This is a genomic window from Phenylobacterium sp., from assembly GCF_035475775.1.
GTDB lineage: Bacteria > Pseudomonadota > Alphaproteobacteria > Caulobacterales > Caulobacteraceae > Phenylobacterium.
Genome location: NZ_DATIMC010000094.1, coordinates 1 through 22,988, shown reverse-complemented (window position 1 = coordinate 22,988; position 22,988 = coordinate 1). Strand labels below are relative to the sequence as shown.

The following is a 22,988-nucleotide window of genomic DNA, read 5'->3' as shown; positions in this document are numbered from 1 at the left end:
GCCAGACTGATCCGATGGACACCCCGCCCTTCGCGCTCAAGCCCTCGCCGGTCGTGATGATCGCGCTGGTCGTGCTCATCCTGGCGCTCGTCGGCGTCGGCGCATGGCGCCACGGCGGCGCGCTGCTCCTGGGCGGCCTGGCGTTCAGCGCCCTGGCGCTGGCCATCCTCGCCGTGGCCCTGCGCCGGCAAGCCGGCCCGCGCGGCTGATTGGGCGACCGGAGCGCCGCCCCGCCCGCCCGCGTTGCCCGCGCCGCCCTCTTTCGCTATGCAGGGCCTCCCGTCTCGGCGCCTCGGGCGCGGCCGTTTCCACCCGGCTGCGATCGGTCGGGCGGGTCGGGAGAAAACCCGAGCCAAATCAAGCGGGTGACGTGGCCGAGTGGCTGAAGGCAACGGTTTGCTAAATCGTCATACCTTAACGGGTATCGAGGGTTCGAATCCCTCCGTCACCGCCATCTTCTACCGCCCGGCACAAGGGACGGCGCTGCGATGACCGAGCTCATGCGGTTTCCCGGCGCGGCTCGGCGTGATCCTACCGTCGAGGCCTGGTTCGGTGACACCGACAACGTGCTGCGGCACGTCAAGCTGCGTTGCGGGGGGAGCCCGCGGACGCCGAAGCGCTCGGCGGGCTGATCTGGGCGGCGTACCGGGACATCCGCTCGCGCCTGTCGGCGATCGAGGCCCGGCCGCAGGGGTTCGCCCCGGCGCCGTGGCCCCGCCGGCGGCGGGGCCACTTCGATACGCGGCCTATCGGTTGGCGGCGATGATGGAGGCGATCAGGCCGCTCGTGACGGCGACCAGGGCGTAGTTGTTGTCATCGGTGCGAACCCAGCGATAGCCGGCGGACGGACGGCGCAGGTGGTGGCTCCGATAGTCGACGTAGCGTGTCCGATCTTGGTAATACGCCTGCGGGAGACGCTGGCCGCGGGCCCAGTGGTGGCCGCTCCCATAGCGCTCATCGCGGTGTCCGTAGCCGTTCGCAGCGCCACGGTCCTGGTCGTAGGCGCCTTGGCCATAGCGCTGATCGGGGTGATCGCCACGATCGGGCTGCGCCATGGCGGCCGTCCCGGTGAGGAGCGCAAGCGCCAGCACACCGGTGAGGAGACGTTTCATTGTCTGGGATTCCTTATGGGCCGTCACACCGAATGGCGGCGGCCTCGTGCCAAAGCTGAACGTCTCGGCACAGCTAAGGTTCATGCGACAGATAAATATTTCTCACGATTGAACCTGGATTCCGAAATCACCCTTCAGTTTTAGGTCGCGGATTGAAATATATCGTATTTGAAATACGCATCGATTCGGAGTTGTCGTTCAACAACAACTTGATGCGAGCGGAACACATGATCGGGAGCAGCCGCTCCATTTCGAAACTCTCGACATCGGCCGGCCGAAATCGCTTCTCCGAGCTTCAGCGCGCAGACGCGCGCCACCGCGGCGATGGAGGGTCAGAGCGCCGCGAGCAAGGGCGTCAAGGGGCGATCCGGGACCAGGGGATTGGCGACGAAGACGGCGACGCCCGGCTTTGCGTCGTGCATGGCGACGCTGGCCCCCAGTTGCCGCGCCAGCGCCTGGACAATGCTGGTGCCAAGCCCCGCCACGGCCACCGGCGGGCCCGCCGGGAAGCCAAGGCCGTCGTCGCCGACCGAAAGCGACCACCCGGCAGCTTCCTCGACGTAGTCGACCTTGATCGTCCCCGCGCGGCCCTCCGGGAACCCGTGCTTCAAGGCGTTGATCACCAGTTCGGTCGTGATCAGGCCAAGGCTGACCGCCCGGTTGGCCGGCACGCTGACGCCCTGCGCGGAGACCACGAGCGAAAGGAGCTCCCGGTCCGCGATCATGGAATCGGCGATGGTGCCGCAGAGCTTGGTCAGATAGCCGCGGATCTGCACGTACTCGCCCATCGAGGGGGCGAGCTCGCGTTCCAGCGTGGCGACCGACATCACCCGGTTATGGGCGTTGCGCAGATGGCTCCGCGCCTCCTCGGACTGGGTGCGACGCGCGCCCTGCAACAGGACGCTGGCCACGATCTGCAGACTGTTCGCCACCCGATGCCGCACTTCCTTGAGCAGCAGCTCGTTCTCCCGCTGCAGACGTTCCTTGGCCCGGGCGTCCGCGCGGGCGTCCGTGACGTCGGCCACCGCGACCAGGATCCGCACATGCTCGAGATCGAGATAGGCGAGGAGTTGGGCGTTCACCGAAAGCCGCCGCGGCTCGGCCGCGCCGCGGCCGAAGTCGAACTCATAGGCCTCGATCGGGGCGTCACCGGCGGCCGCGCTGGTCAACAGCGAGTGAAGCTGGGGCACATCCCACTCGCCGTTTCCGAGCGAGAAGATCGATTGGCCCTCGACCTTGCCGCGGTCGAGGTCGAAGGCCTGGCAGAACGACCGGCTCGCCGCCAGCACGATCAGGCCGCGGTCGAGCAACAGCAGGGGACCCTGCGAGGCCGCGACCACAGCCAAGGTCAGGCTGAGCGCGGCGTCTTCCTTTGGGGTGGAGGTGGAGGTGGAGGTGGAGGCGTCCATGGGCGCGCCGATCTGGTCGGGAGGCGTCGGAGCGGAATTCGCCCGGACCGCCTGCCCTTCACATTTGCTATAGCACCCGCGCGGGCGCTAAGGACAAATATTCGGCAAAACATGGATGCGGCGCTTAGGCGCCCTCGAGCAACAGGGACTGACGGGGGGGGGCAATCAGGATTTCGCATTTCGTGAGACAGTTCAGCGCCTAGTAATCCGCGGCGGGCTCACTACATATGTTCTCTGCGCCGTCCGCAGCGTGCCGCCAGTGAAGCGGTCGATCACTGCCTGACGCGGCGTCGATTGAGACACCTCAAATGTCGATCCTGTTCTTTGCCTCCGCGCTCTGCGTCGTGGCGGCCGCCGTCGCGCCCGTCGTGCTCCGCGTGCTCGCCCCGCGATGGGCGCGCACATGAGCCTCGGATACCAAGCCCGCGTCGGCGGCGCGGGCCGCTCCAAGCGCCGGTCGTGCGCATGTTGAAGCGCCACGAGGAACGCGCCGCGGATTTCCGGGTGTTCGCCATCGCTGCGCGGGACAAGTCCCGGCTGTCAGCGCTCCCCAGGGTGCGCGAGCTGCATGAGCGGGCGGCCGTGCGATGGGAGGCGCTGGCCGAGCTCGAAGATCTGTTCGTCGGCCGCAGGCGGCCGGGGCAAGCCTGCCCGCCGGCGCACGTCCCTGAGTTGGCGGCCGCCGGATCGTGACGTCACTTCTGGCGTAGGTCGGCCAGCCGCCGGGCCTCCACCGTCGGCCTCTTGATGGCCAGGGGCGCGGTTCCCGTCGCACGCGTCCAACGCCACTCATATGGCCGCAGCCAAATCCAATCGCCATCGCTCATTTGCCGAGGCCGCAGGGCGTAGCTGCGGATCCAAAGTTGCTGTTCGTTCACAAGGAGACTCCGGCGGCGGTCAGACCCGACTCGGGATGCGCCGCGCAGACGCATCATGATCGAAGCGGCTCCCGTCCGGGCGCCAAATCGCGGGCGCGCTCAGCTCGGCCGGCGCATGTGGCCGCGCCGGCACACGGCGGAACACCTCCGGCCCGATTTCTGCCTGCGCCGCGCTCAGCCGCGGGCGAGCCACTCGCGGGCCTGGCGCTGGGCCTCGGCGACATCCTCGCTGGCCATCTCCTCGGAGAGCTCCTTGCGATAGACCTTCGCCTCCACCGAGCCGCGCATGGCGGCCAGGTTGAACAGCATGTGCGCCGAGACGTAGTCCAGCGGCGCGCCGCCCTGTCCGGTGGAATAGAGCAGGCCCAGGCGGAACAGCTCGTCGCCCGTCGCATCCGTCTTCGGAAGCGGCAGGCCCTGGTTCGCGACTTGCATGCCCGTCAGCATGAGCTTGGTCCCTTTTTCGGCCGGCCGGACGCCTGTTTCAGGGGCTCCTGCGGGCCATGTCGCAACCAGAAAACGCCACTCACGCTGAACACATGGTTAAGCCGCCCGTTGTCTGGCAGTCATCCTGGACGGCGTAGGAGAAGCCGGCTTCGAGAGGAATGACCATGAAGACACCGCTGATCGCCATCGCCGCCCTGAGCCTGGCCTGCCCGGCCGCCGCTCTCGCCGATCCGCCGCCCTGGGCCGGCGGCGGGCATGGCCACGGCAATCCGCACGGCGAGCCGCCGGGCCTCGCCAAGAAGCCCTATGGGATGCCCCCCGGCCAGGCGAAGAAGCTGTGGCGTCAGGGCGAGCGCCTGCCGCCCGTCTATCTGGAACAGCGGACCTACGTGATCGTGGAGCCGCGGCGCTATCACCTGCGCCCGGCGCCCTACGGCTACCGGTGGGTGCGCATCGATGACCGCTACTACCTCGCCCAAACGCGCAGCGGGCTGATCGCGCAGGTGGTCGAAGCCCTGGTCCGATAGCGGCGTTCAGCCTGAGTTCAGGCAGACCCGGCGATGTTTGCGCTCGACCGAGGACCGCGATTTGAGACAAATCGGCCACATGAGACGCCTGGTCCCCAGACTGGCCGCGTTGCTGCTCACGCTCGCGCCCTTCGCCGCGGGGGCGGCGGTGGCGCGTGAGCACGGCGGCTGGGAGCATGGGCGCGACGGCCACGGCGGCCCTGCGGCGGGCGCCGGGTGGGCGCGGCACGAGGGCGAACGCGCCCCGCCGCCCGGCTGGGCGCGCGGCGACGGCCGCGGCGGCGGCGGCGGCGGCTGGACGGGCCCGCCGGGGCCCTCGCCCTACGGCTATGGCCCGCCGCCCGGCCACGGGGCCTATGGTCCAAACAGGCGCTACGGCGTGCGGCGCGGCGGCTATCTGCCGCCCGAGGTGCGCGGCGGGGTGGTCGGCGACTACGGGCGCTACCGCCTGCGGCCGCCGCCGCGCGGCTACACCTGGGTGCGGGTCGGCAACGCCTTCCTGCTGGTGAACATGGCCAGCGGCCAGATCTTCGATGTGATCGAGGACTAGGCGCCGAGCTTGCCGCGCAGCAGCTGGTTCACGGCGGCGGGGTTCGCCTTGCCGCCGGTCTCGCGCATCACCTGGCCCACGAACCAGCCGATCGCCTGGGGCTTGGCCTTGACCGCCGCGGCCTGGCCCGGGTTAGCGGCGATCAGCCTGTCGATGATCGCCTCCAGCGCGCCGGAGTCGGAGACCTGCCGCAGGCCCTGCCGCTCGACGATCGCCGAGGCCGAGCCCTCGCCCAGCCACATGCGCTCGAACACGTCCTTGGCGATCTTCGAGGAGATCACGCCGTCCTCGATCAGCTGCACGAGCTCGGCGACGGCGGCCGGGAAGATCGGGCTGTTCTCGATCTCGACGCCGCCGGCCGAGAGCTTGGCGGCGAGGTCGTTGGTGACCCAGTTGGCGACCAGCTTGGCGTCGCGGCCCTTCGCGGCGGCCTCGAAGAAGTCGGCCCGCGCCTGCTCGGCGATCAGCACGCCGGCGTCATAGGCCGAGAGCCCGTACTGCGCCTGGAAACGCGCCTTCTTGGCGTCGGGCAGCTCGGGCAGCGTCTGCTCGATCCGCTTCACCCAGGCCGGGTCGAGCTCCAGCGGCAGCAGGTCGGGATCGGGGAAATAGCGGTAGTCGTCCGCCTCCTCCTTGGAGCGCATGGAGCGGGTCTCGCCCCTGCCCGGATCGAACAGCCGCGTCTCCTGGGCGACCTTGCCGCCGTCCTCCAGGATCTCGATCTGGCGGCGCGCCTCGTATTCGATCGCCTGCTGCATGAAGCGGAACGAGTTCATGTTCTTGATCTCGCAGCGGGTGCCGAACGGCGCGCCCGGCTTGCGCACCGAGACGTTGACGTCGGCGCGCAGGTTGCCCTTCTCCATGTCGCCGTCGCAGGAGCCGATGTAGATCAGGATGGTCCGCAGCTTCTTGACGTAGGCGACGGCCTCGTCGGCGGCGCGCATGTCGGGCTTGGAGACGATCTCCATCAGCGGCGTGCCGGCCCGGTTCAGATCGACGTAGGTGGCGTTCGGGTCCTGGTCGTGCAGGCTCTTGCCGGCGTCCTGCTCCAGATGCAGCCGTTCGATCCCCACCGTGAACGTCGTGCCGTCGTCGCGCTCGACGACGACCTCGCCTTCGCCGACGATCGGGTGCTGGTACTGGCTGATCTGGTAGCCCTGCGGCAGGTCGGGATAAAAGTAGTTCTTGCGGTCGAAGCGGCTCTTCAGGTTGATCTGCGCCTTCAGGCCCAGGCCCGTCTTCACCGCCTGCTCGACGCAGTAGCGGTTGATCACCGGCAGCATGCCGGGCATGGCCGCGTCCACCAAGCTGACCTGCTCGTTCGGCCCGGCCCCGAAGCCCACCGCCGCGCCGGAGAACAGCTTGGCCCGCGAGGCCACCTGGGCGTGCACCTCCAGCCCCAGCACGATCTCCCACGGCCCGGTGCGGCCCTCGATCAGCTTCGACGTCTCGCTCATGGCGGCCTCAGTAGCGCCGCGACGCTAAAGCGCAAGCGGCTCCGACGCGGCCGCTTGCGCGGGGCCGAAAAACAGGGCTCATACCGAAGTTCCGAAGACTCCCGTTCGGGGAAAAGGGAAACACCTATGAAGACCACGTTCGCGGCGAGCCTGATCGCCCTTACCGCCCTGGCGGCTGCCCCGGCGCTCGCCCAGACCGCTCCGGCCGCCGCCGCCGCGCCGGCCGCAGCGGCCGCGTCCGGTCCGATCAGCGTCGACAAGACGCCGATCAGCGAGATCGTCAAGAATCCGCAGGCCAAGGCCGCGCTGGAGACCGCCCTGCCGACCATCACCCAGTACTACGACCAGATCGGCGGCATGACGCTGGCGCAGGTCGCCCCGATGAGCCAGGGCGCGCTCGACGACGCCAAGCTGAAGGCGCTGCAGGCCGAATTCGACAAGATCAACGCCGGCGGCAAGTAAGCGCGCCTTCCCTCCCTTAATGGGGAGGGTGGACGAGGCGTAGCCTCGGACGGGTGGGGCATAAGGTTCAAGCGTCGACTCGGCGGATCAGCCTGACTTCCCCACCCTGCTCGCCTCCGGCGAGCTGTCCCTCCCCATCAAGGGAGGGAAATCCTCACCACCACTTCGCCGGCTTGCCCTTGAACGCCGCCGCCTGCTCGATGGCCCCGGCGAGCGAGAACACCGTCCCTTCGTCGAGCGCGCGGCCGATCAGCTGCAGGCCCAGCGGCAGCCCCGCGGCGTCGGTCCCGGCCGGCACGCTGATGCCCGGCAGCCCGGCCAGGTTCACCGTCACCGTGAAGATGTCGTTCAGGTACATGGCGACCGGATCGTCGGCCTTGTCGCCCAGGCTGAACGCGGCCGAAGGCGCGGTGGGCGTGAGCAGGGCGTCGACGGTCTCGAACGCCCGGTCGAAGTCGTCGGCGATGCGCCGGCGCACCTTCAGCGCCTTCAGGTAATAGGCGTCGTAGTAGCCGGCGGAGAGCACGTAGGCGCCGATCAGGATGCGCCGCTTCACCTCCGCCCCGAAGCCCGCCGCGCGGGTGGCTTCGTAGGTCTCGGTGAGGTCGCCGCCCTCCACGCGCAGGCCGTAGCGCATGCCGTCGTAGCGGGCGAGGTTGGAGGAGGCCTCGGCCGGGGCCACGATGTAGTAGGCGGGCAGCGCGTACCTGGTGTGGGGCAGCGACACCTCGACGATCTCGCAGCCGGCCGCCTTCAGCCAGCCGATCCCCTGCTCCCAGATGGCCTCGATCTCGGCCGGCATGCCCTCGACGCGGTACTCCTTCGGCACGCCCACCTTCAGGCCCTTCACCGACTTGCCGACGAAGGCCGGGAAGTCCGGCGTCTCGACCGGCAGGCTGGTGGAGTCCCTGGGGTCGTGGCCGGCCATGGACTTCAGCAGGATGGCCGCGTCCTCGACGCTGCGGGCGATCGGCCCGGCCTGGTCGAGCGAGGAGGCGAAGGCGACGATCCCCCAGCGCGAGCAGCGGCCGTAGGTGGGCTTGATGCCGACCGTGCCGGTGAAGGCCGCCGGCTGGCGGATCGAGCCGCCGGTGTCGGTGGCCGTGGCGCCCAGGCACAGCTCCGCCGCGACCGCCGCGGCCGAGCCGCCGGACGAGCCGCCCGGGGTCAGCTGGGCGTTGCCGCCGCGGGTGCGCCAGGGGTTCACCACCGGCCCGAAGGCGGAGGTCTCGTTCGACGAGCCCATGGCGAACTCGTCCATGTTGAGCTTGCCGAGCATCACCGCCCCGTCCCGCCACAGGTTCGCGGTGACGGTGGATTCGTAGGTCGGCTGGAAATCGCCGAGGATCTTCGAGCCGGCGGTGGAGCGGACGCCCTCGGTGCAGAACAGGTCCTTGACGCCCAGCGGCGCGCCGTCGAGCGGGCCCGCGGCCCCCTTGGCGCGTCGCTCGTCGGAGGCCCGCGCCATGGCGAGCGCCTTCTCCGGCGTCTCCAGGACATAGGCGTTCAGCGCCCGCGCCGCCTCCACCGCCTCGATGTGCGCCTGGGTGAGCTCGGCCGAGGAGAACTGCTTGGCCGCCAGCCCCTCGAGGGCGGCCTTGAGCGTCAGGGAGGTGAGCTCGCCCATCTACTCGACCACCTTCGGCACGACGAAGAAGTTGTCCTTGGTCTTCGGCGCGTTGGCCAGCACGCGGGCCGGATCGCCGCCGTCGGTCACCGCGTCCTCGCGCATCGGAAGCGGCGTGTGGATCGCCGTGGTCATCGGCTCGACGCCGTCGGTGTCGACCTCGTTGAGCTGCTCGATCCAGTCCAGGATGCCCGAGAGCTCCTTCGCCAGCGGCTCCAGACGGTCCTGCGGCTCGGCGATCCGCGCCAGCCTGGCGACCTTGCGCACCGTCGCCGCGTCGATGGCCATCGGGCCCTCCAAAATTCGGAAGCGCTGGGTTAGCCGTGCGCGCTCATTATTTCAACGTCATCGCGGACGGCCGCAGGCCGATCCGGGACCGGGAGGTTCTGCACTGCGCCCGCGCTCGGTCCCGGCTCTCCGCTTCGCGCTGGCCGCGATGACGGATAAGGGATGGGCATGGCGGTCGTCGATCTCACCAAGCTGCCCCCGCGCGGCGCGCTGCTGGGCCTCGACCTCGGCGAGAAGACCATCGGCGTGGCGGTCTCCGATGCGACGCGGGCCATCGCCTCGCCGATCGAGCTGATCCGCAGGACCCGGTTCACCGCCGAAGCCGGGCGGCTGTTCGCGCTGATCGACGAGCGGCGGGCGGCCGGGGTCGTGATCGGCCTGCCGGTCAACATGGACGGGACCGAGGGCCCGCGCTGCCAGTCCAGCCGCGCCTTCGCCCGCAACCTCATCCGCCTGCGCGACCTGCCGATCGCCTTCTGGGACGAGCGGCTGAGCTCGATGGCGGTCAACCGGATGCTGACCCAGGAGGCCGACGTGACCCGCGCGCGCCGCGCCGAGCTGGTCGACAAGGCCGCCGCCGCCTGGATCCTGCAGGGCGCCCTTGACCGGCTCCGCAACGCCCCCGGCTAGAGCCCGCCGGCGAACATGTCCCGCTTGCCCAGCTCGGCGCCGCGGGCGCGCAGGATCGCGTAGGCCATCGACAGGTGGAAATAGAAGTTGGTCGTGGCGAAGACCGTCAGCCACTGCGCGGCCGGCAGGGTCGGCGCCATGCCCGTGCCGAGCGTCACCGTCAGAGGAACCTCGTCACGGCCCTCGAACTGCTCCGGCTCGAGGTTCGCCAGATAGCCCTTGGCGTCCTCGATCGCCGCCTTGATCCCGGCGAGGTCGAGGTCGGAGGCGATGTCGGGGGGAACCTCGAGGCCGGCGACCCGCGCCGTCCACTGCTTGGCGAAGTTGACGCAGACGAAGGCCTGGAAGCGCAGCGGGTTCATGTCCTCGATCAGCCGCCACTCCAGCATCTCGGCCTCCGAGGCGCCCTTGGACTTGGCGAGCGCCGCGCCCTGGTCGAGGACGTGGGAAAGCGTGGTGAGGCCGCGGCTGTAGAGGTCCACGAAGGTGAACAGGTTCGTCGTCACTGGAATTCCCCCGGACTGGTTGAGCCGCTCACATAGGCGGATGGCGCAGCTTGGGAAAGGGGCGCTTGGCTTCACCTCCCACCTCCCCTAAGACCGCGCTTTGATGAGCAATGCGCCGCCTGGCTTGAACGAGGTCCTGCAGCGGACCTTCTCTTTTCCGAAGCGGCATTTCCTGTCCGTCCTGGATCTGAACGAGGTGGAGGTGACGAACCTCCTCGACCTCGCCGACGGCTTCGTGGCGCTGAACCGCCAGACCGCCAAGAAGCTCGACCTGCTCAAGGGCAGGACGCTGATGAACCTGTTCTTCGAGAACTCCACGCGGACCCAGAGCTCCTTCGAGCTGGCCGGCAAGCGGCTGGGCGCCGACGTGGTCAACATGAGCCCCCGCTCGTCCTCGATCTCCAAGGGCGAGACCCTGATCGACACGGCGGTGACGCTGAACGCCATGCAGCCGGACCTGCTGGTGATCCGGCATTCGGCGTCCGGGGCGGCCTCGCTGCTGTCGCAGAAGGTCACCTGCTCGGTGATCAACGCCGGCGACGGGCGGCACGAGCACCCGACCCAGGCGCTGCTCGACGCGCTCTCCATGCGCCGCGCGTTCGGGCGCATCGCCGGCCTGCGGGTGGCGATCTGCGGCGACATCCTGCACAGCCGCGTGGCGCGCTCGAACGTCGCCCTGCTGCAGATGCTGGGCGCGGAGGTCCGCCTCGTCGGCCCGCCCACCCTGATGCCGGCCCAGGCCGAGCGCTGGGGCTCGGCGGTGTTCCATGAGCTGAAGGCCGGCATCGCCGGGGCCGACGTGGTGATGATGCTGCGCCTGCAGCTGGAGCGGATGGACGGGGTCATGGCGCCCTCGCAGCGGGAGTACTTCCGCTTCTACGGCCTCGACCGCGAGAAGCTGGCCTGCGCCGCGCCGGGGGTGCGGGTCATGCACCCGGGGCCGATGAACCGCGGCGTGGAGATCGATTCCGACGTCGCCGACGACCTGGCCGTCAGCCTGATCCAGGACCAGGTGGAGATGGGCGTCGCCGCGCGCATGGCGGTGCTGACCTCGCTGGCCGCGCGGCTGGAGAACGCGCGATGAGCGGCCGGCCGCTCGCGTTCACCGGCGTGCGCCTGGTCGACCCGGCCTCGGGCTACGACGGGCCGGGCGCGGTGATGGTCGTGGACGGCGTCATCGCCGAGGCGGCGCAGGGCAAGGACCTGGGTTCGCTCTCGAGCGACGTGGAGGTGGTGGCGGGCGGCGGCGCGCTGCTGCTGCCGGGCCTGGTCGACATCCGGGTGAAGACCGGCGAGCCGGGCGCGGAGACCAAGGAGACGCTGGAATCGGCGGCCCGCGCCGCGGCGGCGGGCGGGGTCACGACCATCGTCGTCCAGCCGGACACCCACCCCGTGGTCGACGAGCCCTCGGTGGTGGACTTCATCCTGCGGCGCGCCCGCGACGTCGAGCTGGTGAAGGTGTTCGCCGCCGGGGCGGCGACCAAGGGCTGCTCCGGCGAGCGGATGGCCGAGATCGGGCTGATGGCCGAGGCGGGCTGCCTCTACGTGACCGACGCCGACCGGCCGATCGTCAACTCGAAGGTGTTCCGCCGGGTGCTGGCCTACGCCAAGGCCTTCGATCTCCTGGTGGCGCACCGGCCGTCCGATCCGTGGCTGGCCGGCGGGGCGGCGGCCAGCGAGGGCGAGTTCGCCTCGCGCATGGGCCTGCCGAGCGTGCCGGTGCAAGCCGAGAAGATCATGCTGGAGCGGGACCTGGCGCTGGTCGAGCTGACCGGGGCCCGGCTGCTGGTCGACCAGGTGACCACCGCCTGCGCGCTGGAGAGCCTCGCCCGCGCCAAGGCCCGCGGCCTGCCGGTGACCGCCACCACCTCGATCAACCACCTGTCGTTCAACGAGATCGACATCGGCGACTACCGCACCTTCTGCAAGCTCGACCCCCCGCTGCGCAGCGAGGACGACCGCCAGGCGGTGATCGAGGCCGTCGCCTCGGGCCTGATCGACATCGTCGTCTCGGCCCATGCGCCCGCGCCGCCCGAGGACAAGCGCCTGCCCTACGAGGAGGCCGCGCCGGGGGCCGTGGGCCTGGAGACCCTGCTGCCGGCGCTGCTCTCGCTGCACCACGACGGCCGCGTGCCGCTGATCGAGCTGGTGCGCACCGTCACGCAAGCGCCGGCCGATCTCTTGGGCCTTCCGCAGGGCCGCCTCGCCAAGGGCGCGCCGGCCGACCTGGTGCTGTGCAATCCCACGACCCCGGTGCTGATCGACGCCGACAAGCTCACCTCGAAGTCCAAGAACTCACCCTTCGACGGCCGCACCCTGCAGGGCAAGGTGCTGCTGACGCTCGCCGACGGGCGGGTGGTGTATCGCGCATGAAATCTGGTCGTCATCCGGCCGCAAGACCGCATTGCGGTCTGAAGAGCCGGGACCCAGAGGCGGTGCGCACGGCTCTGGGTCCCGGCTCGGCCCTTCAGGCCGTCCGGGATGACGGGCTTGTTCCCAGGCGGGCAGTTCAGTCCCCCGTCGGGACCACGCCGGCCTTCTCGATCATCAGCGCGACGGTGCGGCCGCGGGCGTGGGGGAAGCGCATGATCCCGCGCGGTCAGGCGTCCCGTTCGGCCCGCCGGTTGAGATGAGCCATGGTCAGGGCGGGCGCGCTGATCCCCACCGCGATCAGGAACGGCAGCGCCTCCACCGCCCACGCCGGCCGCGCCAGGCCGAGCGCCAGGATCACAGGCAACCCAGCCATGATGCTCCAGAAGCCGGCGACATAGCCCCGCGTGCGGAACGACCGGAAAAGCTCTTCGTCATAGATCAGCCGACTCATTCGGCCGACGCCCCAGCCCGTGAGCGCCGGCACATAGGCGATCACGGCGAAGGTAAGCATTAGGCCCTCCGTCACATCCAGGATCTGCCAACCGCCCTTCAACACACGGTGGACGAGGAGCGCCCAGTCGAAGGCGACTATGCCGATGACAATGGGATAAAACAGGTAGAGCCGCGACATGATGTGCTGGACGCGGTCGCTTTGGCGCAGGGTCATGCGCGCGGTGAGTGCTCCCGGCGGAAAGCGGGTCACCCACCAGGCCGCTGTCGAGCCGACGACTCCCACCAGCACCGGGAGCAGCATGACCAGGGCGATCGACTGCCACCGGAGCGGCCGGCCGATCAAATGGAAGCCCAGGACGGGGATGAACATGGCGGCGGCCACGGCGCAGCCGACCGGGACCATCAGCAGCTCACGCCGGTTCGCCCGTCGGCGCAGGTCAGCGAAGATGCGCTCTTCATCCGCGTCCGACATCCTCGCCTCCTGTCACCTTGAGGTGACTAGTAACGCTTAGGTGACACGACCTGTCAAGCTGCGAACGGGCCTAGCCGCCCGTCGGGACCACGCCGGCCTTCTCGATCATCAGCGCGACCGTGCCGCCGCACGCTGCAGGGCAAGGTGCTGCTCACGCTCGCCGATGGGCGGGTGGTGTATCGCGCATGAAGTGTGGTCGTCATCCCGGCCGCAAGACCGCTTTGCGGTCTGGGGAGCCGGGACCCAGAAGCGGTGCGCACGGCTCTGGGTCCCGGCTTGGCCCGCCTCGTTCACGGCGCAGAGCGTGCGGTTCCACCACGGCGTCCGGGCGCGGCCACGGCGGCCACATCGAACGCCTCGCCCTGCTCGAACATCACGACGTCCGTGGCGATGTCGTAGCGGTCGGCAATCTTGTCCATCTCGCGTGCTGCGGGTTAGACCAGGGACACGAGATCTAGAGTTAGCCAATTGGCAATATGCCTATCGTCGATACCCTGAAGGCGCTCGGCAACGAGCGCCGGCTGCAGATCCTGGAATGGCTGAAGGCCCCGCGCGCCCACTTCCGCGAGCAGGTGGACGGCGATCTGGTGGACGACGGCGTCTGCGGCGTCCTGATCGCCGAGAAGCTCGGCGTCAGCCAGCCGACGCTCTCGGAACACATGCGGATCCTGGTGCAGGCCGACCTCGTCACGCCCAAGCGGATCAAGCAGTGGACCTTCTATCGGCGTAACGAGGCGGCCATCGCCGCCCTGAAGTCCGCGCTCGCCGCGGAGCTATAGAAGCTTGGCAGGTGACGGACGGCGCAGGGCCGTCTAGAACTTAACGAGAACGAGGGGCCGCCATGCATGCCGATCTGAGCTATTTGCAGATCCTCGCCGCGATCGTGGGCGGCTACCTCCTGGGCTCGATCCCGTTCGGGGTGATCGCCACCCGGCTCGGCGGAGCGCCCGACGTCCGCACCCTCGGCTCCGGCAACATCGGGGCGACCAACGTGCTGCGCACCGGGCGCAAGGACCTGGCGCTGATCACCCTCGTCGGCGACGGCGGCAAGGGCGCGCTGGCCGTGCTGATCGCCTGGCTCGCCACCCGGAACGCCTCCCTGGCCGCGCAGGCCGAGCTCACCGCGCTGGCGGCGGGCGCGGCCTTCCTCGGCCACCTGTTCCCGGTCTGGCTCCGGTTCAAGGGCGGCAAGGGCGTGTCGACCTTCTTCGGGACCCTGCTCGCCGCCGCCTGGCCGGTCGGCCTGCTGGCCGCCGCGACCTGGATCCTGGTGGCCGCGCTGTTCCGGATCTCCTCGCTGGCGGGGCTCATCGCCGCCGCGCTGGCGCCGGTCTATGTGTTCGCGACCGGACGGCCGCGGCCCATCGCCTACCTCGCCCTGTTCATGGCGGTGCTGATCTATGTGCGCCACACGCCCAACATCCGTCGCCTCCTGAAGGGCGAGGAGCCGCGCATCGGCGGCCAGGACAAGGCCGCCGCGTGAGCCGGGCGCTGTCCGAGGCGGAGCGCGGCGACTGGCTGCGGCTGGCGCGCAGCGAGAATGTCGGCCCGGTCACCTTCCGCGAGCTGATCCGCCGCTACGGCTCGGCCGGCCAAGCCGTCGCCGCCCTACCCGAGCTCGCCCGCCGCGGCGGCCGCAGCGGCGTGCGGGTTCCGGGCGCCACCGAGATCGGGCGCGAGCTCGCCGCGGGCGAAGCCTTGGGCGCGCGCTTGGTCTGCGCCTGCGAGCCGGCGTTCCCGCCGGCGCTGGCCGCGATCGATCCGCCGCCGCCGGTCATATGGGTGCGCGGCGAGCCCGAGGCGCTCGCCCGCCCGGCCGTCGCCATCGTCGGCGCGCGGGTGGCCTCGGCCGCCGGCCAGCGCTTCGCCCGCGGCCTCGCCGCCGAACTCGGGCAGGCGGGCCTGCTGGTGGTCTCCGGCATGGCGCGCGGGATCGATGCGGCGGCCCACGAAGGCGCGCTGCCCACCGGCACCGCCGCCGTGCTGGCCGGCGGCGTCGACGACGTCTATCCGCCGGAGCACCGCGTGCTCTACGAGCGCATCCGCCAGGCAGGCTGCGTGGTCTCGGAGAACGAGCCCGGACGGGCGGCCACCGCCCGCGACTTCCCCCGGCGCAACCGGATCATCTCCGGGCTCTCGCGCGCCGTGGTGGTGGTCGAGGCGGAGATGCGCTCGGGCTCGCTGATCACCGCCCGGCTCGCCGCCGAGCAGGGCCGCGAGGTGCTGGCGGTGCCGGGCTCGCCGCTCGATCCGCGCGCCAAGGGGGCCAACGACCTGATCCGCCAGGGCGCGGCGATCTGCGAGGGCGCAGAGGACGTGCTGCGCGCGCTGGAGGGCTTGGGCGCCCTGCGCGAGCCCGGCCCCGACCCGTTCCGCGGCGATCCCGCTCCCGCCGAGGCGGACCCGGGCCTGCGCGAGCGGCTGGCGGGGCTGCTCTCGCCGACGCCGGTCTCGCGCGACGAGCTGGTCCGCGCCACCGGCGCGCCGGCGGCGGCGGTGTTCGCCGCGCTCGTGGAGCTCTCGCTGGCCGGACGCGCGGAGCTGCTGGCCGGCGGCATGGTCGAGGCGGCCTAGGTTCCGCCGTGCGCCACGCCCGCTGTTCAGCGCCGACCTCTGCGACCGCCTGACGCAGGCGGCGACATAAACCCGCAACACGCGAGGCTTGGCGGGGCTCTAGTGTCGAGCGCGGGACAAACGCTCCAGGACGCCACGCCATGAAACTCAGCCTTATCGCCGGCCTCGCCGCGGTCGCCTTCGCCGGCGCAGCGCTCGCCCAGGAGCCCGCGCCGCCGCCGGGCGCAGGCGCCGGCCCCTCGCCCGAGATGATGGCCGCCCGTCAGGCCATGCGTCAGGCCTGCGCGGCCGATTTCCAGTCGCTGTGCGAGGGCAAGGCCGGCCGCGAGGCGATGATGTGCCTGCGCGACAACGCCGACAAGGTGAGCCAGGGCTGCAAGGACGCCATCGCCAAGATGCCGCGCCGCGCTCCGCCGCCGGCCGCGCCGCAGTAGCGCCTAGGACTCGAGCCCGGTCCCGACCAGCACGGCCCCGTCCAGGCGGGTCGTCAGGCGCAGGCCGGGCTTGAGCTCCAGCTCGCCGAACTGCGCGCCCGCGAAGCGCGCATGGGCGAGGTTTGCGCCCATGAAGGCGACGCCGCGCAGGTCGGCGCGCTCGAAGTTGGCGCCGCGCAGATCGGCGTCCTCGAAGCTCGCGCCCTGCAGCTGGGCGCCGCTGAAGTCCGTGCCGATGGCCAGGGCGCCCCTGGCCTGCAGCCCGGCGAGCAGGCGGTCGCGGAAGTGCTCGCCGGCCGGGCGCAGGTCGAGGCCCTCCAGGTGCGCCGGCGCGCCGCCGGTGGTGATCCAGTCGTGCGCCCGGTCGAGCTCGCGGCGGATGTCGTCGACCCTCGCGCAGGCTTCCCGGCTCGGCTCGACCACGCAGCCGGCCAGGGCCGACGGCGCGATCGCCAGCTTGCTCACGTCCATGCCGGTGAGCACCGCGCCCTTGAGGTGCACGCCTTCCAGCCTGGCGCCGATCAGCTCGGCCCCATGCAGGTTGGCGCCGGCGAAGTTGGCGTTCTTCAGGTTGGCGTCGCGTAGTCGGGCGCCCTGCAAGGAGCAGTTGGTGAAGTCGACGCCGTGCGCGATCGGCGCTTCGGGCGCGCTCGCCGTGGCCGGGCTGCGGCCGCCGACCCAGCGCAGGCCCGCGACTTCGTCCCTGACCCAGAGCACCGCGGCGCGCATGTCGGCCTGGTCGAGGTTGGCGCCGGCCAGGGTGGCGCCGGTGAACGCCGCGCCACGCAGGTCCGCCCGCTCCAGCCGCGCTTCGGTGAGATCGCAGTGGGCGAGGTTGGCGCAATAGAGCGAGGCGCGGCTGAAATCCGTGCGGCGGAAGCTGGCGCCGGAAAAGTCCGCGCCGTCGAAGCGGGCGTCGGCGAGCCGACGCTCGTCGCAGCTGTAGCCCGCAGCGACAATGAATTGCAGGGCGGCGCGCCGGCCGCCGGGGCGGCCCGCCAGGAACGCCTCGTGCGCGCTCACCAGCGCCTCGAAACGATCGGGCCGCAGCCGGATGGGGGCGGCCTGAACGCGAGGCCGTAATCCCGGCCGGTCCATGACCCCAGGTTGAGCCAAAGGTGTGACACAAGCCTTAAAGGCGGGGGCGGCGCCAAGGCCCCGGCGCGAAACAGCCCCCTTTGGGGGCTCGCCGGATTGCGGCCTCAAGGGCGTTGACACGGCGTGGGGGCCGCCCCCACCTTCCCGGCTCTTTGGCCGGACCGCGGCCTGCAGGATTCCCCCGCCTCAGTATGAAGCTCGTCGTCGTCGAGAGCCCGGCCAAGGCCAAGACCATCAACAAGTACCTGGGCCCGGACTATAAGGTCCTGGCGAGCGTGGGCCATGTCCGCGATCTCGCCGAGAAGGACGGATCGGTCCGCCCCGACCAGGACTTCGCGATGACCTGGGAGGTGGGCGCGCGCTCGACCAAGCCTCTGGGCGAGATCGTCCAGGCCGCCAAGGGCGCCGAGCGGATCATCCTGGCCACCGACCCGGACCGCGAGGGCGAGGCGATCAGCTGGCACGTGCTGGAGGTGCTGCGCCAGAAGCGCGCGCTGAAGGACGCCCCTGTCCAGCGGGTGGTGTTCAACGCCATCACCCGCGCGGCGGTGACCGAGGCGATGGCCCACCCGCGCGACATCGACATGGAGCTGGTGGACGCCTACCTCGCCCGCCGCGCGCTCGACTACCTGGTGGGGTTCACCCTCTCGCCGGTGCTGTGGCGCAAGCTGCCGGGCTCGCGCTCGGCGGGGCGCGTGCAGTCGGTGGCGCTGCGGCTGATCGTCGACCGCGAGCTGGAGATCGAGGCGTTCCGCAGCCAGGAGTACTGGACCGTGGAGGCGGACGTCTCGGCCGGCGCCGAGCCGTTCGCAGCCCGCCTGGTGAAGCACGAGGGCAAGCGGCTGGCGAAGTTCGACCTCGCCGACGAAGCCGCCGCCTTCGCGGCGCGCGAGGCGGTGCGGGCCACCGGCTTCCGGATCGCCGCGGTGGAGCGCAAGCCGACGAGGCGCTCGCCGCCGCCGCCCTTCACCACCTCGACCCTGCAGCAGGAGGCGGCGCGCAAGCTGGGCTTCTCGGCGCAGCGCACCATGCAGGCCGCCCAGAGGCTCTACGAGGGCGTCGAGGTGGGCGGCGAGACGGTGGGCCTGATCACCTACATGCGCACCGACGGCGTCCAGACCGCGCCCGAGGCGCTGGACGAGGCGCGCCAGGTGATCGGCGGGCTCTACGGCCAGGCCTATGTGCCGGAGAAGCCGCGCTTCTACTCGACCAAGGCCAAGAACGCCCAGGAGGCGCACGAGGCGATCCGGCCGACCAGCCTCGCCCGCAACCCGGGCCGCCTGCGCCTGGAGGGCGACCTCGGCCGGCTCTACGAGCTCGTCTGGAAGCGGATGATCGCCTCGCAGATGGAATCCGCGCGGATCGAGCGCACCACCATCGACCTGGAGAGCCCCGACGGCCGCACCGGCCTGCGCGCCACCGGCCAGGTGGTCACCTTCGACGGCTATCTGGCGGTCTACGAGGAAGGCCGCGACGATCCCGAGGACGAGGAGGGCGGGCGCCTGCCGCAGGTCGCCGAAGGCGCCCAGGCGCGCGTCGTCGCCGCCCGCGCCGACCAGCACTTCACCGAGCCGCCGCCGCGCTACTCCGAGGCGAGCCTGGTCAAGAAGATGGAGGAGCTGGGCATCGGCCGGCCGTCCACCTACGCCTCGATCCTGGAGCGGCTGCGCGAGCGAAATTACGTCCGCATGGACCGGAACCGCTTCGTGCCCGAAGACCAGGGGCGGCTGGTGACCGTCTTCCTGGAGCAGTTCTTCGGCAAGTACGTGGAGTACGACTTCACCGCCGGACTGGAGGAGAAGCTCGACCTGGTCTCGGCCGGGGAGCTCGACTGGAAGGCGCTGCTGCGCGAGTTCTGGGCGGAGTTCAACGCCCGCGTCGGGGAGATGGGCGAGCTGCGCACCCGCGACGTGCTGGACGCGCTGGACTCCGTGCTCGGCCCCTTCCTCTTCCCGCCGAAGCCGGACGGCTCGGACCCGCGCGCCTGCCCGCTGTGCGGCACCGGCCGGCTGGGCCTGAAGATGAGCCGCTCGAACCCGTTCATCGGCTGCTCCAACTATCCCGAGTGCCGCTACACCCGCCCGTTCGGCGTCCCCGGCGAGGACGGGCCCAACCCCGACGAGCGGGAGCTGGGGGTCGATCCGGAGAGCGGCCTCACGGTCTTCCTGAAGGCCGGACGCTTCGGCCCCTATGTACAGCTCGGCGAGGGCGAGAAGCCCAAGCGCGCCTCCCTGCCGAAGGGCTGGAGCCCGGCCGCCATGGACCTCGAGGAGGCGCTGCGGCTGCTCCGGCTGCCGCGCGAGGTGGGCCCCCACCCTGAGGACGGCCAGCCGATCCTGGCCGGCATCGGCCGCTACGGGCCATTCGTGCAGCACAACGGCGCCTACGCCAACCTTTCCGGCGTCGAGGAGGTGTTCGAGGTGGGCGTCAACCGCGCCGTCGCCCTGCTGGCCGAGAAGCGCGGCGCGGCCGCCGCGCGGCGCGGCGGCGAGCCCACGGCGCTGAAGGAGCTGGGCGCGCACCCGGCCGACGGCCAGCCGGTGCGGCTGCTGGCCGGCCGCTATGGCCCCTACGTGAAGCACGGCGCGACCAACGCCACCCTGCCGCGCGGCGCCGATCCGCAGGCCTTGAGCCTGGAGGACGCCGTCAAGCTGATCGCCGAGCGCGAGGCCAAGGGCCCGGGCAAGAAGCCGCCGCGCGGCCGCAAGGCGGGCGGGAGGAAGAAGGCCAGGGCGGAGGCTTGATCGCAATCTTCCTCCGCTCGTTCCCGCGCAGGCGGGACCCCAAGCGGCATTGCGGCTGGACGTGATCGCCGGCTTAGTCTCGACCTCGGCTTGGATCCCCGCCTTCGCGGGGATGAACGGGGTGAGAGATGCCGAGGATCGCCGCCAACGGAATCGAGATCTGGTTCGAGCGGGCGGGCGCCGGGCCGCCGCTGCTGTTCATCTCCGGAACCGGCGGCGATCTTCGCAACAAGCCCAACGTCTTCGACGGGCCGCTGCCGAAGGCGTTCGAGGTGCTGGCCTACGACCAGCGGGGCCTGGGCCGGACCGAAAAGCCCGACATCCCCTACGCCATGGCCGTCTACGCCGATGACGCCGCAGCGCTGATGGCGACCCAGGGCTGGGACGAGGCGCTGGTGATCGGGGTCTCGTTCGGCGGCATGGTCGCCCAGGAGCTGGCGCTCAGGCATCCCGGCCGCGTGAGGAAGCTGGTGCTCGCCTGCACCTCGCCGGGCGGGGCCGGCGGCGCCTCCTTCCCGTTCCACGAGATCGAGCACCTGAAGGGCGAGGCCCGCGCCCGCCGCCTGATCCCGATCTCCGACGTCCGCCGCGACGAGGCCTGGGCCAAGGCGCATCCCGAAGAGTACGCCCGGTTCGTGGAGTTGGGCTCGGCCGATCCGTTCGCCGACGAACCCGGCCACGCCATGGGCGCCCACCGCCAGCTGGTCGCCCGCGCCGCGCATGACGCCTGGGAGCGCCTGCCGCAGATCGCCTGCCCGGTGCTGATCGCCGCCGGCCGCCACGACGGCATCGCCCTGCCCGCCACCCAGGAGCGGATGGCCAGCCGCATCCCCGGCGCGAGGCTGCAATTCTTCGAAGGCGGTCACCTGTTCATGATCCAGGACCGGACGGCGGTCCCGGCCATGGCGGCGTTCCTGCTGAGCTAGCCCGCGGCGAGCTCGAGGATCTCGACGATGTCCTGCGGGCCCTCGATGGGCCGGGGATTCACCCGCACGCCGCCGTCGTGCATGGTGTGTTCGGCGATCGCCTGGAACTTGTCGGCGCCGATCCCGATGCTCTTCAGGTCGGTGGGAAGGTCCAGGCTCTTGGCCAGGCGGCGCACGGCCTCCGAGGCGGAGAGCCCGCCGGCCCCCATCAGCTCGGCCACCAGCGCCTGCCGCTCGGTCCCGGCCGCCTCGTTCCACTTCAGCACCGCGGGCAGGGCGACGCAGCTGGTGATCCCGTGCGGGACGCCGTAGCTGCCGCCCAGGGTGTGGCCGATGGCGTGGCTCGCGCCCATGCCGCGGCCGGCGCCGGCGCCGCTGATCGCCAGCCACATGCCGAACTGGCATTCCTGCCGTGCGTCGAGGTCGGCGGGATCGGCCTTGCTGGCGGGCAGCCCGACGGCCAGCCGCTTCAGGCCCTCCGCGGCGAGCGCGTCGGCGTAGGGCGCGCGGACCGGATTGCAGAGCTGCTCCACGGCGTGGTCCACGGCCTTCAGGCCGGTGGAGAACCACAGCCCTGGCGGGGTCGATAGCGTCATGGCGGGATCGAGGATCACGGCGCGCGGCGCGAGCAGCGGGTGGGTGTAGCCCTCCTTGGCCCGCTTGGCCGTGTCGGTGACTCCGGCGAAGGGGGTGAATTCGGCGGCCGACAGCGTGGTGGGGATCGCGACCATGCGGACGCCCGGCGCGATCTTGGCGACGTCGGCGCGATCGGGCCCGCGGCCGGCGCGGTAAGGATCGAGCTCCTCGGGACGGCCGAGCCCGGCCCAGAGCGCCAGCTGCATGACCTTGGTGGCGTCGATCGTCGAGCCGCCGCCCAGCGCCACCAGCAGGTCGGCCCGCCGCCGCCGGGCCGCCTCGGCGCCCGCCATCACGGCCTCCCTCGGCGAATGGGCCCGCACGCCCGCGACGATCCCGACGCAGAGCTCGCCCAGATCCTTGGCCAGCTGCGCGGCGAGGCTCTCCCCCAGCGAGCGCGGGGTGGTGATCAAGAGCCGCGTCGCGCCGGCGCTGGCGGCGAACTCGCGCAGCGCCTCGGCGGCGGGACGGCCGTAGGCCACGACATCCTGGCGGGGGAAGCGGTGGGCGCCGGTCAGCATGGGGACCTCGGAGGCAGGCGGCGGGAGCAGCCGCTAAGGAACCGCGTTCAAAGGTGCTAAGCAACGCCCCTTCATGGCCAGGTCCCGTTCCCCGAAAGCCCGTCCGCCGCAGGGTCTCCCCGACCGGCAGGCCCTGGTCGCCTATGTCCGCGAGCACGGCGAGGCCGACCGCGCCGCCATCGCCCGCGCCTTCGGCCTGAAGGGCGCGGACCGGCGCGCCTTGCGCGAGATGCTGCGCGAACTGCACGCCGAAGGCGCGCTCGGCCGCCGCGGCCGCACGGGCGTCGCCGAACGCGGCGCGCTGCCCGAAGTGGGCGTGGTCGAGGTCGCCGAGCGCGATCCGGACGGCGACCTGCTGGTGAAGCTGGCGAGGGCCGAGGACGCCCCGCTCGTGCCGCTCGCCCCCGACCGCAAGGGCGAGGCGGGACAGGCGCCCGGGCTGGGCGACCGGCTGCTGGTGCGCTTCGTGCGCCTGGAGAGCGGGGAAATGGAGGCCCGGCTGATCAAGCGGCTGGGCCAGAGCGCCCACCGGGTGCTGGGCGTGGTGCGCAAATCGGCCCGCGAGATCCGCGTCGAGCCGGTCGACCGCCGCGCCAAGCAGCGCCTGGTGCTCGATCCGGCCGAGGCCCAGGCGCTCAGGGACGGCGACCTGGTGGTCGCCCAGGTCGGCGCCTCGGTGGGCCGCTACGGCCCGCACCGCGGCAAGCTGCTGGAGGTGGTGGGCCGCGAGGACGAGCCGCGCGCCGCCTCGCTGATCGCCATCCACGCGCACGGCATCCCGACCGGCTTCTCGGCCGCCGCCGAGGCGGAAGCCGAGGAGGCCCAGCCGCCGACGCTCGCCGGCCGCGAGGACCTCAGGCGGCT

At 71.3% G+C, this 22,988-nt stretch carries 25 protein-coding genes, 1 tRNA gene and 1 pseudogene; 16 read left to right on the top strand and 11 right to left on the bottom strand.

The annotated features are described in order from the left end of the window. A partial coding sequence (locus tag VLI41_RS11880) for a hypothetical protein (RefSeq protein ID WP_325268289.1) occupies positions 1 to 209 on the top strand: 209 nt, incomplete at its 5' end. 155 nt (positions 210 to 364) lie between these two features. After that, positions 365 to 454 (top strand) — tRNA-Ser (locus VLI41_RS11875). A gap of 292 nt (positions 455 to 746) precedes the next feature. Here VLI41_RS11875 and VLI41_RS11870 read toward each other — a convergent pair. After that, positions 747 to 1,112, bottom strand: a complete 366-nt coding sequence (locus VLI41_RS11870) for an RcnB family protein (protein WP_325268288.1) — start codon at positions 1,110 to 1,112, stop codon at positions 747 to 749. Between the two features lie 332 nt (positions 1,113 to 1,444). Beyond that, positions 1,445 to 2,521, bottom strand: a complete 1,077-nt coding sequence (locus VLI41_RS11865; RefSeq protein ID WP_325268287.1) for a sensor histidine kinase — start codon at positions 2,519 to 2,521, stop codon at positions 1,445 to 1,447. Positions 2,522 to 2,980: 459 nt separating this feature from the next. On the opposite strand from VLI41_RS11865, the gene VLI41_RS11860 reads away from it, so the two are divergent. Then, on the top strand, positions 2,981 to 3,214 hold the full coding sequence (locus VLI41_RS11860; protein WP_325268286.1) for a hypothetical protein: 234 nt from the start codon (positions 2,981 to 2,983) through the stop codon (positions 3,212 to 3,214). A gap of 359 nt (positions 3,215 to 3,573) precedes the next feature. Here VLI41_RS11860 and VLI41_RS11855 read toward each other — a convergent pair whose 3' ends face one another. Next, entirely contained in the window at positions 3,574 to 3,834 is a 261-nt protein-coding gene (locus VLI41_RS11855; RefSeq protein WP_414692551.1) for a sel1 repeat family protein, read from the bottom strand. Between the two features lie 176 nt (positions 3,835 to 4,010). Between VLI41_RS11855 and VLI41_RS11850 the strand changes: the two genes are divergently transcribed. Continuing rightward, complete coding sequence (locus VLI41_RS11850) at positions 4,011 to 4,373, top strand: RcnB family protein (RefSeq protein ID WP_325268284.1); 363 nt, start codon at positions 4,011 to 4,013, stop codon at positions 4,371 to 4,373. Between the two features lie 79 nt (positions 4,374 to 4,452). Then, entirely contained in the window at positions 4,453 to 4,923 is a 471-nt protein-coding gene (locus VLI41_RS11845) for an RcnB family protein (protein WP_325268283.1), read from the top strand. On the opposite strand, the gene gatB is transcribed toward VLI41_RS11845, so the two are convergent. Next, positions 4,920 to 6,380 (bottom strand): Asp-tRNA(Asn)/Glu-tRNA(Gln) amidotransferase subunit GatB, encoded by a 1,461-nt coding sequence (gatB, locus tag VLI41_RS11840; protein ID WP_325268282.1) that lies wholly within the window; start codon positions 6,378 to 6,380, stop codon positions 4,920 to 4,922. The two genes, VLI41_RS11845 and gatB, sit on opposite strands and share 4 nt — an antisense overlap. Before the next feature lie 126 nt (positions 6,381 to 6,506). Here gatB and VLI41_RS11835 point away from each other — a divergent pair, with 126 nt between their 5' ends. Beyond that, entirely contained in the window at positions 6,507 to 6,842 is a 336-nt protein-coding gene (locus tag VLI41_RS11835; RefSeq protein ID WP_325268281.1) for a hypothetical protein, read from the top strand. A 154-nt stretch (positions 6,843 to 6,996) separates the two neighbouring features. Here VLI41_RS11835 and gatA read toward each other — a convergent pair whose 3' ends face one another. Continuing rightward, complete coding sequence (gene gatA, locus VLI41_RS11830; RefSeq protein WP_325268280.1) at positions 6,997 to 8,469, bottom strand: Asp-tRNA(Asn)/Glu-tRNA(Gln) amidotransferase subunit GatA; 1,473 nt, start codon at positions 8,467 to 8,469, stop codon at positions 6,997 to 6,999. After that, complete coding sequence (gatC, locus tag VLI41_RS11825; protein ID WP_325268279.1) at positions 8,470 to 8,757, bottom strand: Asp-tRNA(Asn)/Glu-tRNA(Gln) amidotransferase subunit GatC; 288 nt, start codon at positions 8,755 to 8,757, stop codon at positions 8,470 to 8,472. Between the two features lie 168 nt (positions 8,758 to 8,925). Here gatC and ruvX point away from each other — a divergent pair, with 168 nt between their 5' ends. After that, a complete protein-coding gene (gene ruvX / locus VLI41_RS11820; protein WP_325268278.1) occupies positions 8,926 to 9,387 on the top strand; it encodes a Holliday junction resolvase RuvX in 462 nt (153 codons plus the stop codon). On the opposite strand, the gene VLI41_RS11815 is transcribed toward ruvX, so the two are convergent. Next, positions 9,384 to 9,893 carry a DUF1993 domain-containing protein gene (locus VLI41_RS11815; RefSeq protein WP_325268277.1) on the bottom strand — a complete coding sequence of 170 codons (510 nt, stop codon included), beginning with the start codon at positions 9,891 to 9,893 and terminating at the stop codon, positions 9,384 to 9,386. The two genes, ruvX and VLI41_RS11815, sit on opposite strands and share 4 nt — an antisense overlap. A 103-nt stretch (positions 9,894 to 9,996) precedes the next feature. Between VLI41_RS11815 and VLI41_RS11810 the strand changes: the two genes are divergently transcribed. Further along, on the top strand, positions 9,997 to 10,977 hold the full coding sequence (locus VLI41_RS11810; RefSeq protein ID WP_325268276.1) for an aspartate carbamoyltransferase catalytic subunit: 981 nt from the start codon (positions 9,997 to 9,999) through the stop codon (positions 10,975 to 10,977). Next, on the top strand, positions 10,974 to 12,266 hold the full coding sequence (pyrC, locus tag VLI41_RS11805; protein WP_325268275.1) for a dihydroorotase: 1,293 nt from the start codon (positions 10,974 to 10,976) through the stop codon (positions 12,264 to 12,266). The genes VLI41_RS11810 and pyrC overlap by 4 nt, the downstream gene beginning before the upstream one ends. A gap of 226 nt (positions 12,267 to 12,492) precedes the next feature. Here the strand turns inward: pyrC and VLI41_RS11800 are convergent, their stop codons facing one another. Both VLI41_RS11800 and VLI41_RS11795 read right to left on the bottom strand, forming a co-directional pair. Further along, on the bottom strand, positions 12,493 to 13,191 hold the full coding sequence (locus VLI41_RS11800) for a hypothetical protein (protein ID WP_325268274.1): 699 nt from the start codon (positions 13,189 to 13,191) through the stop codon (positions 12,493 to 12,495). 290 nt (positions 13,192 to 13,481) lie between these two features. Beyond that, the gene (locus tag VLI41_RS11795) at positions 13,482 to 13,610 is read right to left on the bottom strand and encodes a hypothetical protein (protein ID WP_325268273.1); all 129 of its coding nucleotides are present in this window, start codon (positions 13,608 to 13,610) and stop codon (positions 13,482 to 13,484) included. Positions 13,611 to 13,667: 57 nt separating this feature from the next. Here VLI41_RS11795 and VLI41_RS11790 point away from each other — a divergent pair, with 57 nt between their 5' ends. The 4 genes from VLI41_RS11790 (at position 13,668) to VLI41_RS11775 (ending at position 16,199) form a co-directional block, all read left to right on the top strand. Then, positions 13,668 to 13,970, top strand: a complete 303-nt coding sequence (locus VLI41_RS11790; RefSeq protein ID WP_325268272.1) for a metalloregulator ArsR/SmtB family transcription factor — start codon at positions 13,668 to 13,670, stop codon at positions 13,968 to 13,970. A gap of 62 nt (positions 13,971 to 14,032) precedes the next feature. Beyond that, the gene (gene plsY / locus VLI41_RS11785; RefSeq protein WP_325268271.1) at positions 14,033 to 14,674 is read left to right on the top strand and encodes a glycerol-3-phosphate 1-O-acyltransferase PlsY; all 642 of its coding nucleotides are present in this window, start codon (positions 14,033 to 14,035) and stop codon (positions 14,672 to 14,674) included. Continuing rightward, complete coding sequence (gene dprA / locus VLI41_RS11780; protein ID WP_325268270.1) at positions 14,671 to 15,765, top strand: DNA-processing protein DprA; 1,095 nt, start codon at positions 14,671 to 14,673, stop codon at positions 15,763 to 15,765. The genes plsY and dprA overlap by 4 nt, the downstream gene beginning before the upstream one ends. 140 nt (positions 15,766 to 15,905) lie before the next feature. Further along, complete coding sequence (locus VLI41_RS11775) at positions 15,906 to 16,199, top strand: hypothetical protein (protein ID WP_325268269.1); 294 nt, start codon at positions 15,906 to 15,908, stop codon at positions 16,197 to 16,199. A gap of 3 nt (positions 16,200 to 16,202) precedes the next feature. Here the strand turns inward: VLI41_RS11775 and VLI41_RS11770 are convergent, their stop codons facing one another. Next, entirely contained in the window at positions 16,203 to 17,222 is a 1,020-nt protein-coding gene (locus tag VLI41_RS11770; RefSeq protein WP_325268268.1) for a pentapeptide repeat-containing protein, read from the bottom strand. A gap of 266 nt (positions 17,223 to 17,488) precedes the next feature. Between VLI41_RS11770 and topA the strand changes: the two genes are divergently transcribed. Continuing rightward, the gene (gene topA / locus VLI41_RS11765) at positions 17,489 to 20,041 is read left to right on the top strand and encodes a type I DNA topoisomerase (protein WP_325268267.1); all 2,553 of its coding nucleotides are present in this window, start codon (positions 17,489 to 17,491) and stop codon (positions 20,039 to 20,041) included. Between the two features lie 128 nt (positions 20,042 to 20,169). Then, on the top strand, positions 20,170 to 20,967 hold the full coding sequence (locus VLI41_RS11760) for an alpha/beta hydrolase (protein ID WP_325268266.1): 798 nt from the start codon (positions 20,170 to 20,172) through the stop codon (positions 20,965 to 20,967). On the opposite strand, the gene VLI41_RS11755 is transcribed toward VLI41_RS11760, so the two are convergent. Further along, positions 20,964 to 22,124 carry an iron-containing alcohol dehydrogenase gene (locus VLI41_RS11755; RefSeq protein WP_325268265.1) on the bottom strand — a complete coding sequence of 387 codons (1,161 nt, stop codon included), beginning with the start codon at positions 22,122 to 22,124 and terminating at the stop codon, positions 20,964 to 20,966. The genes VLI41_RS11760 and VLI41_RS11755 overlap by 4 nt on opposite strands. A 73-nt stretch (positions 22,125 to 22,197) precedes the next feature. On the opposite strand from VLI41_RS11755, the pseudogene VLI41_RS11750 reads away from it, so the two are divergent. Next, positions 22,198 to 22,988 (top strand): annotated as a pseudogene (locus VLI41_RS11750) (ribonuclease R); the annotation flags it as partial.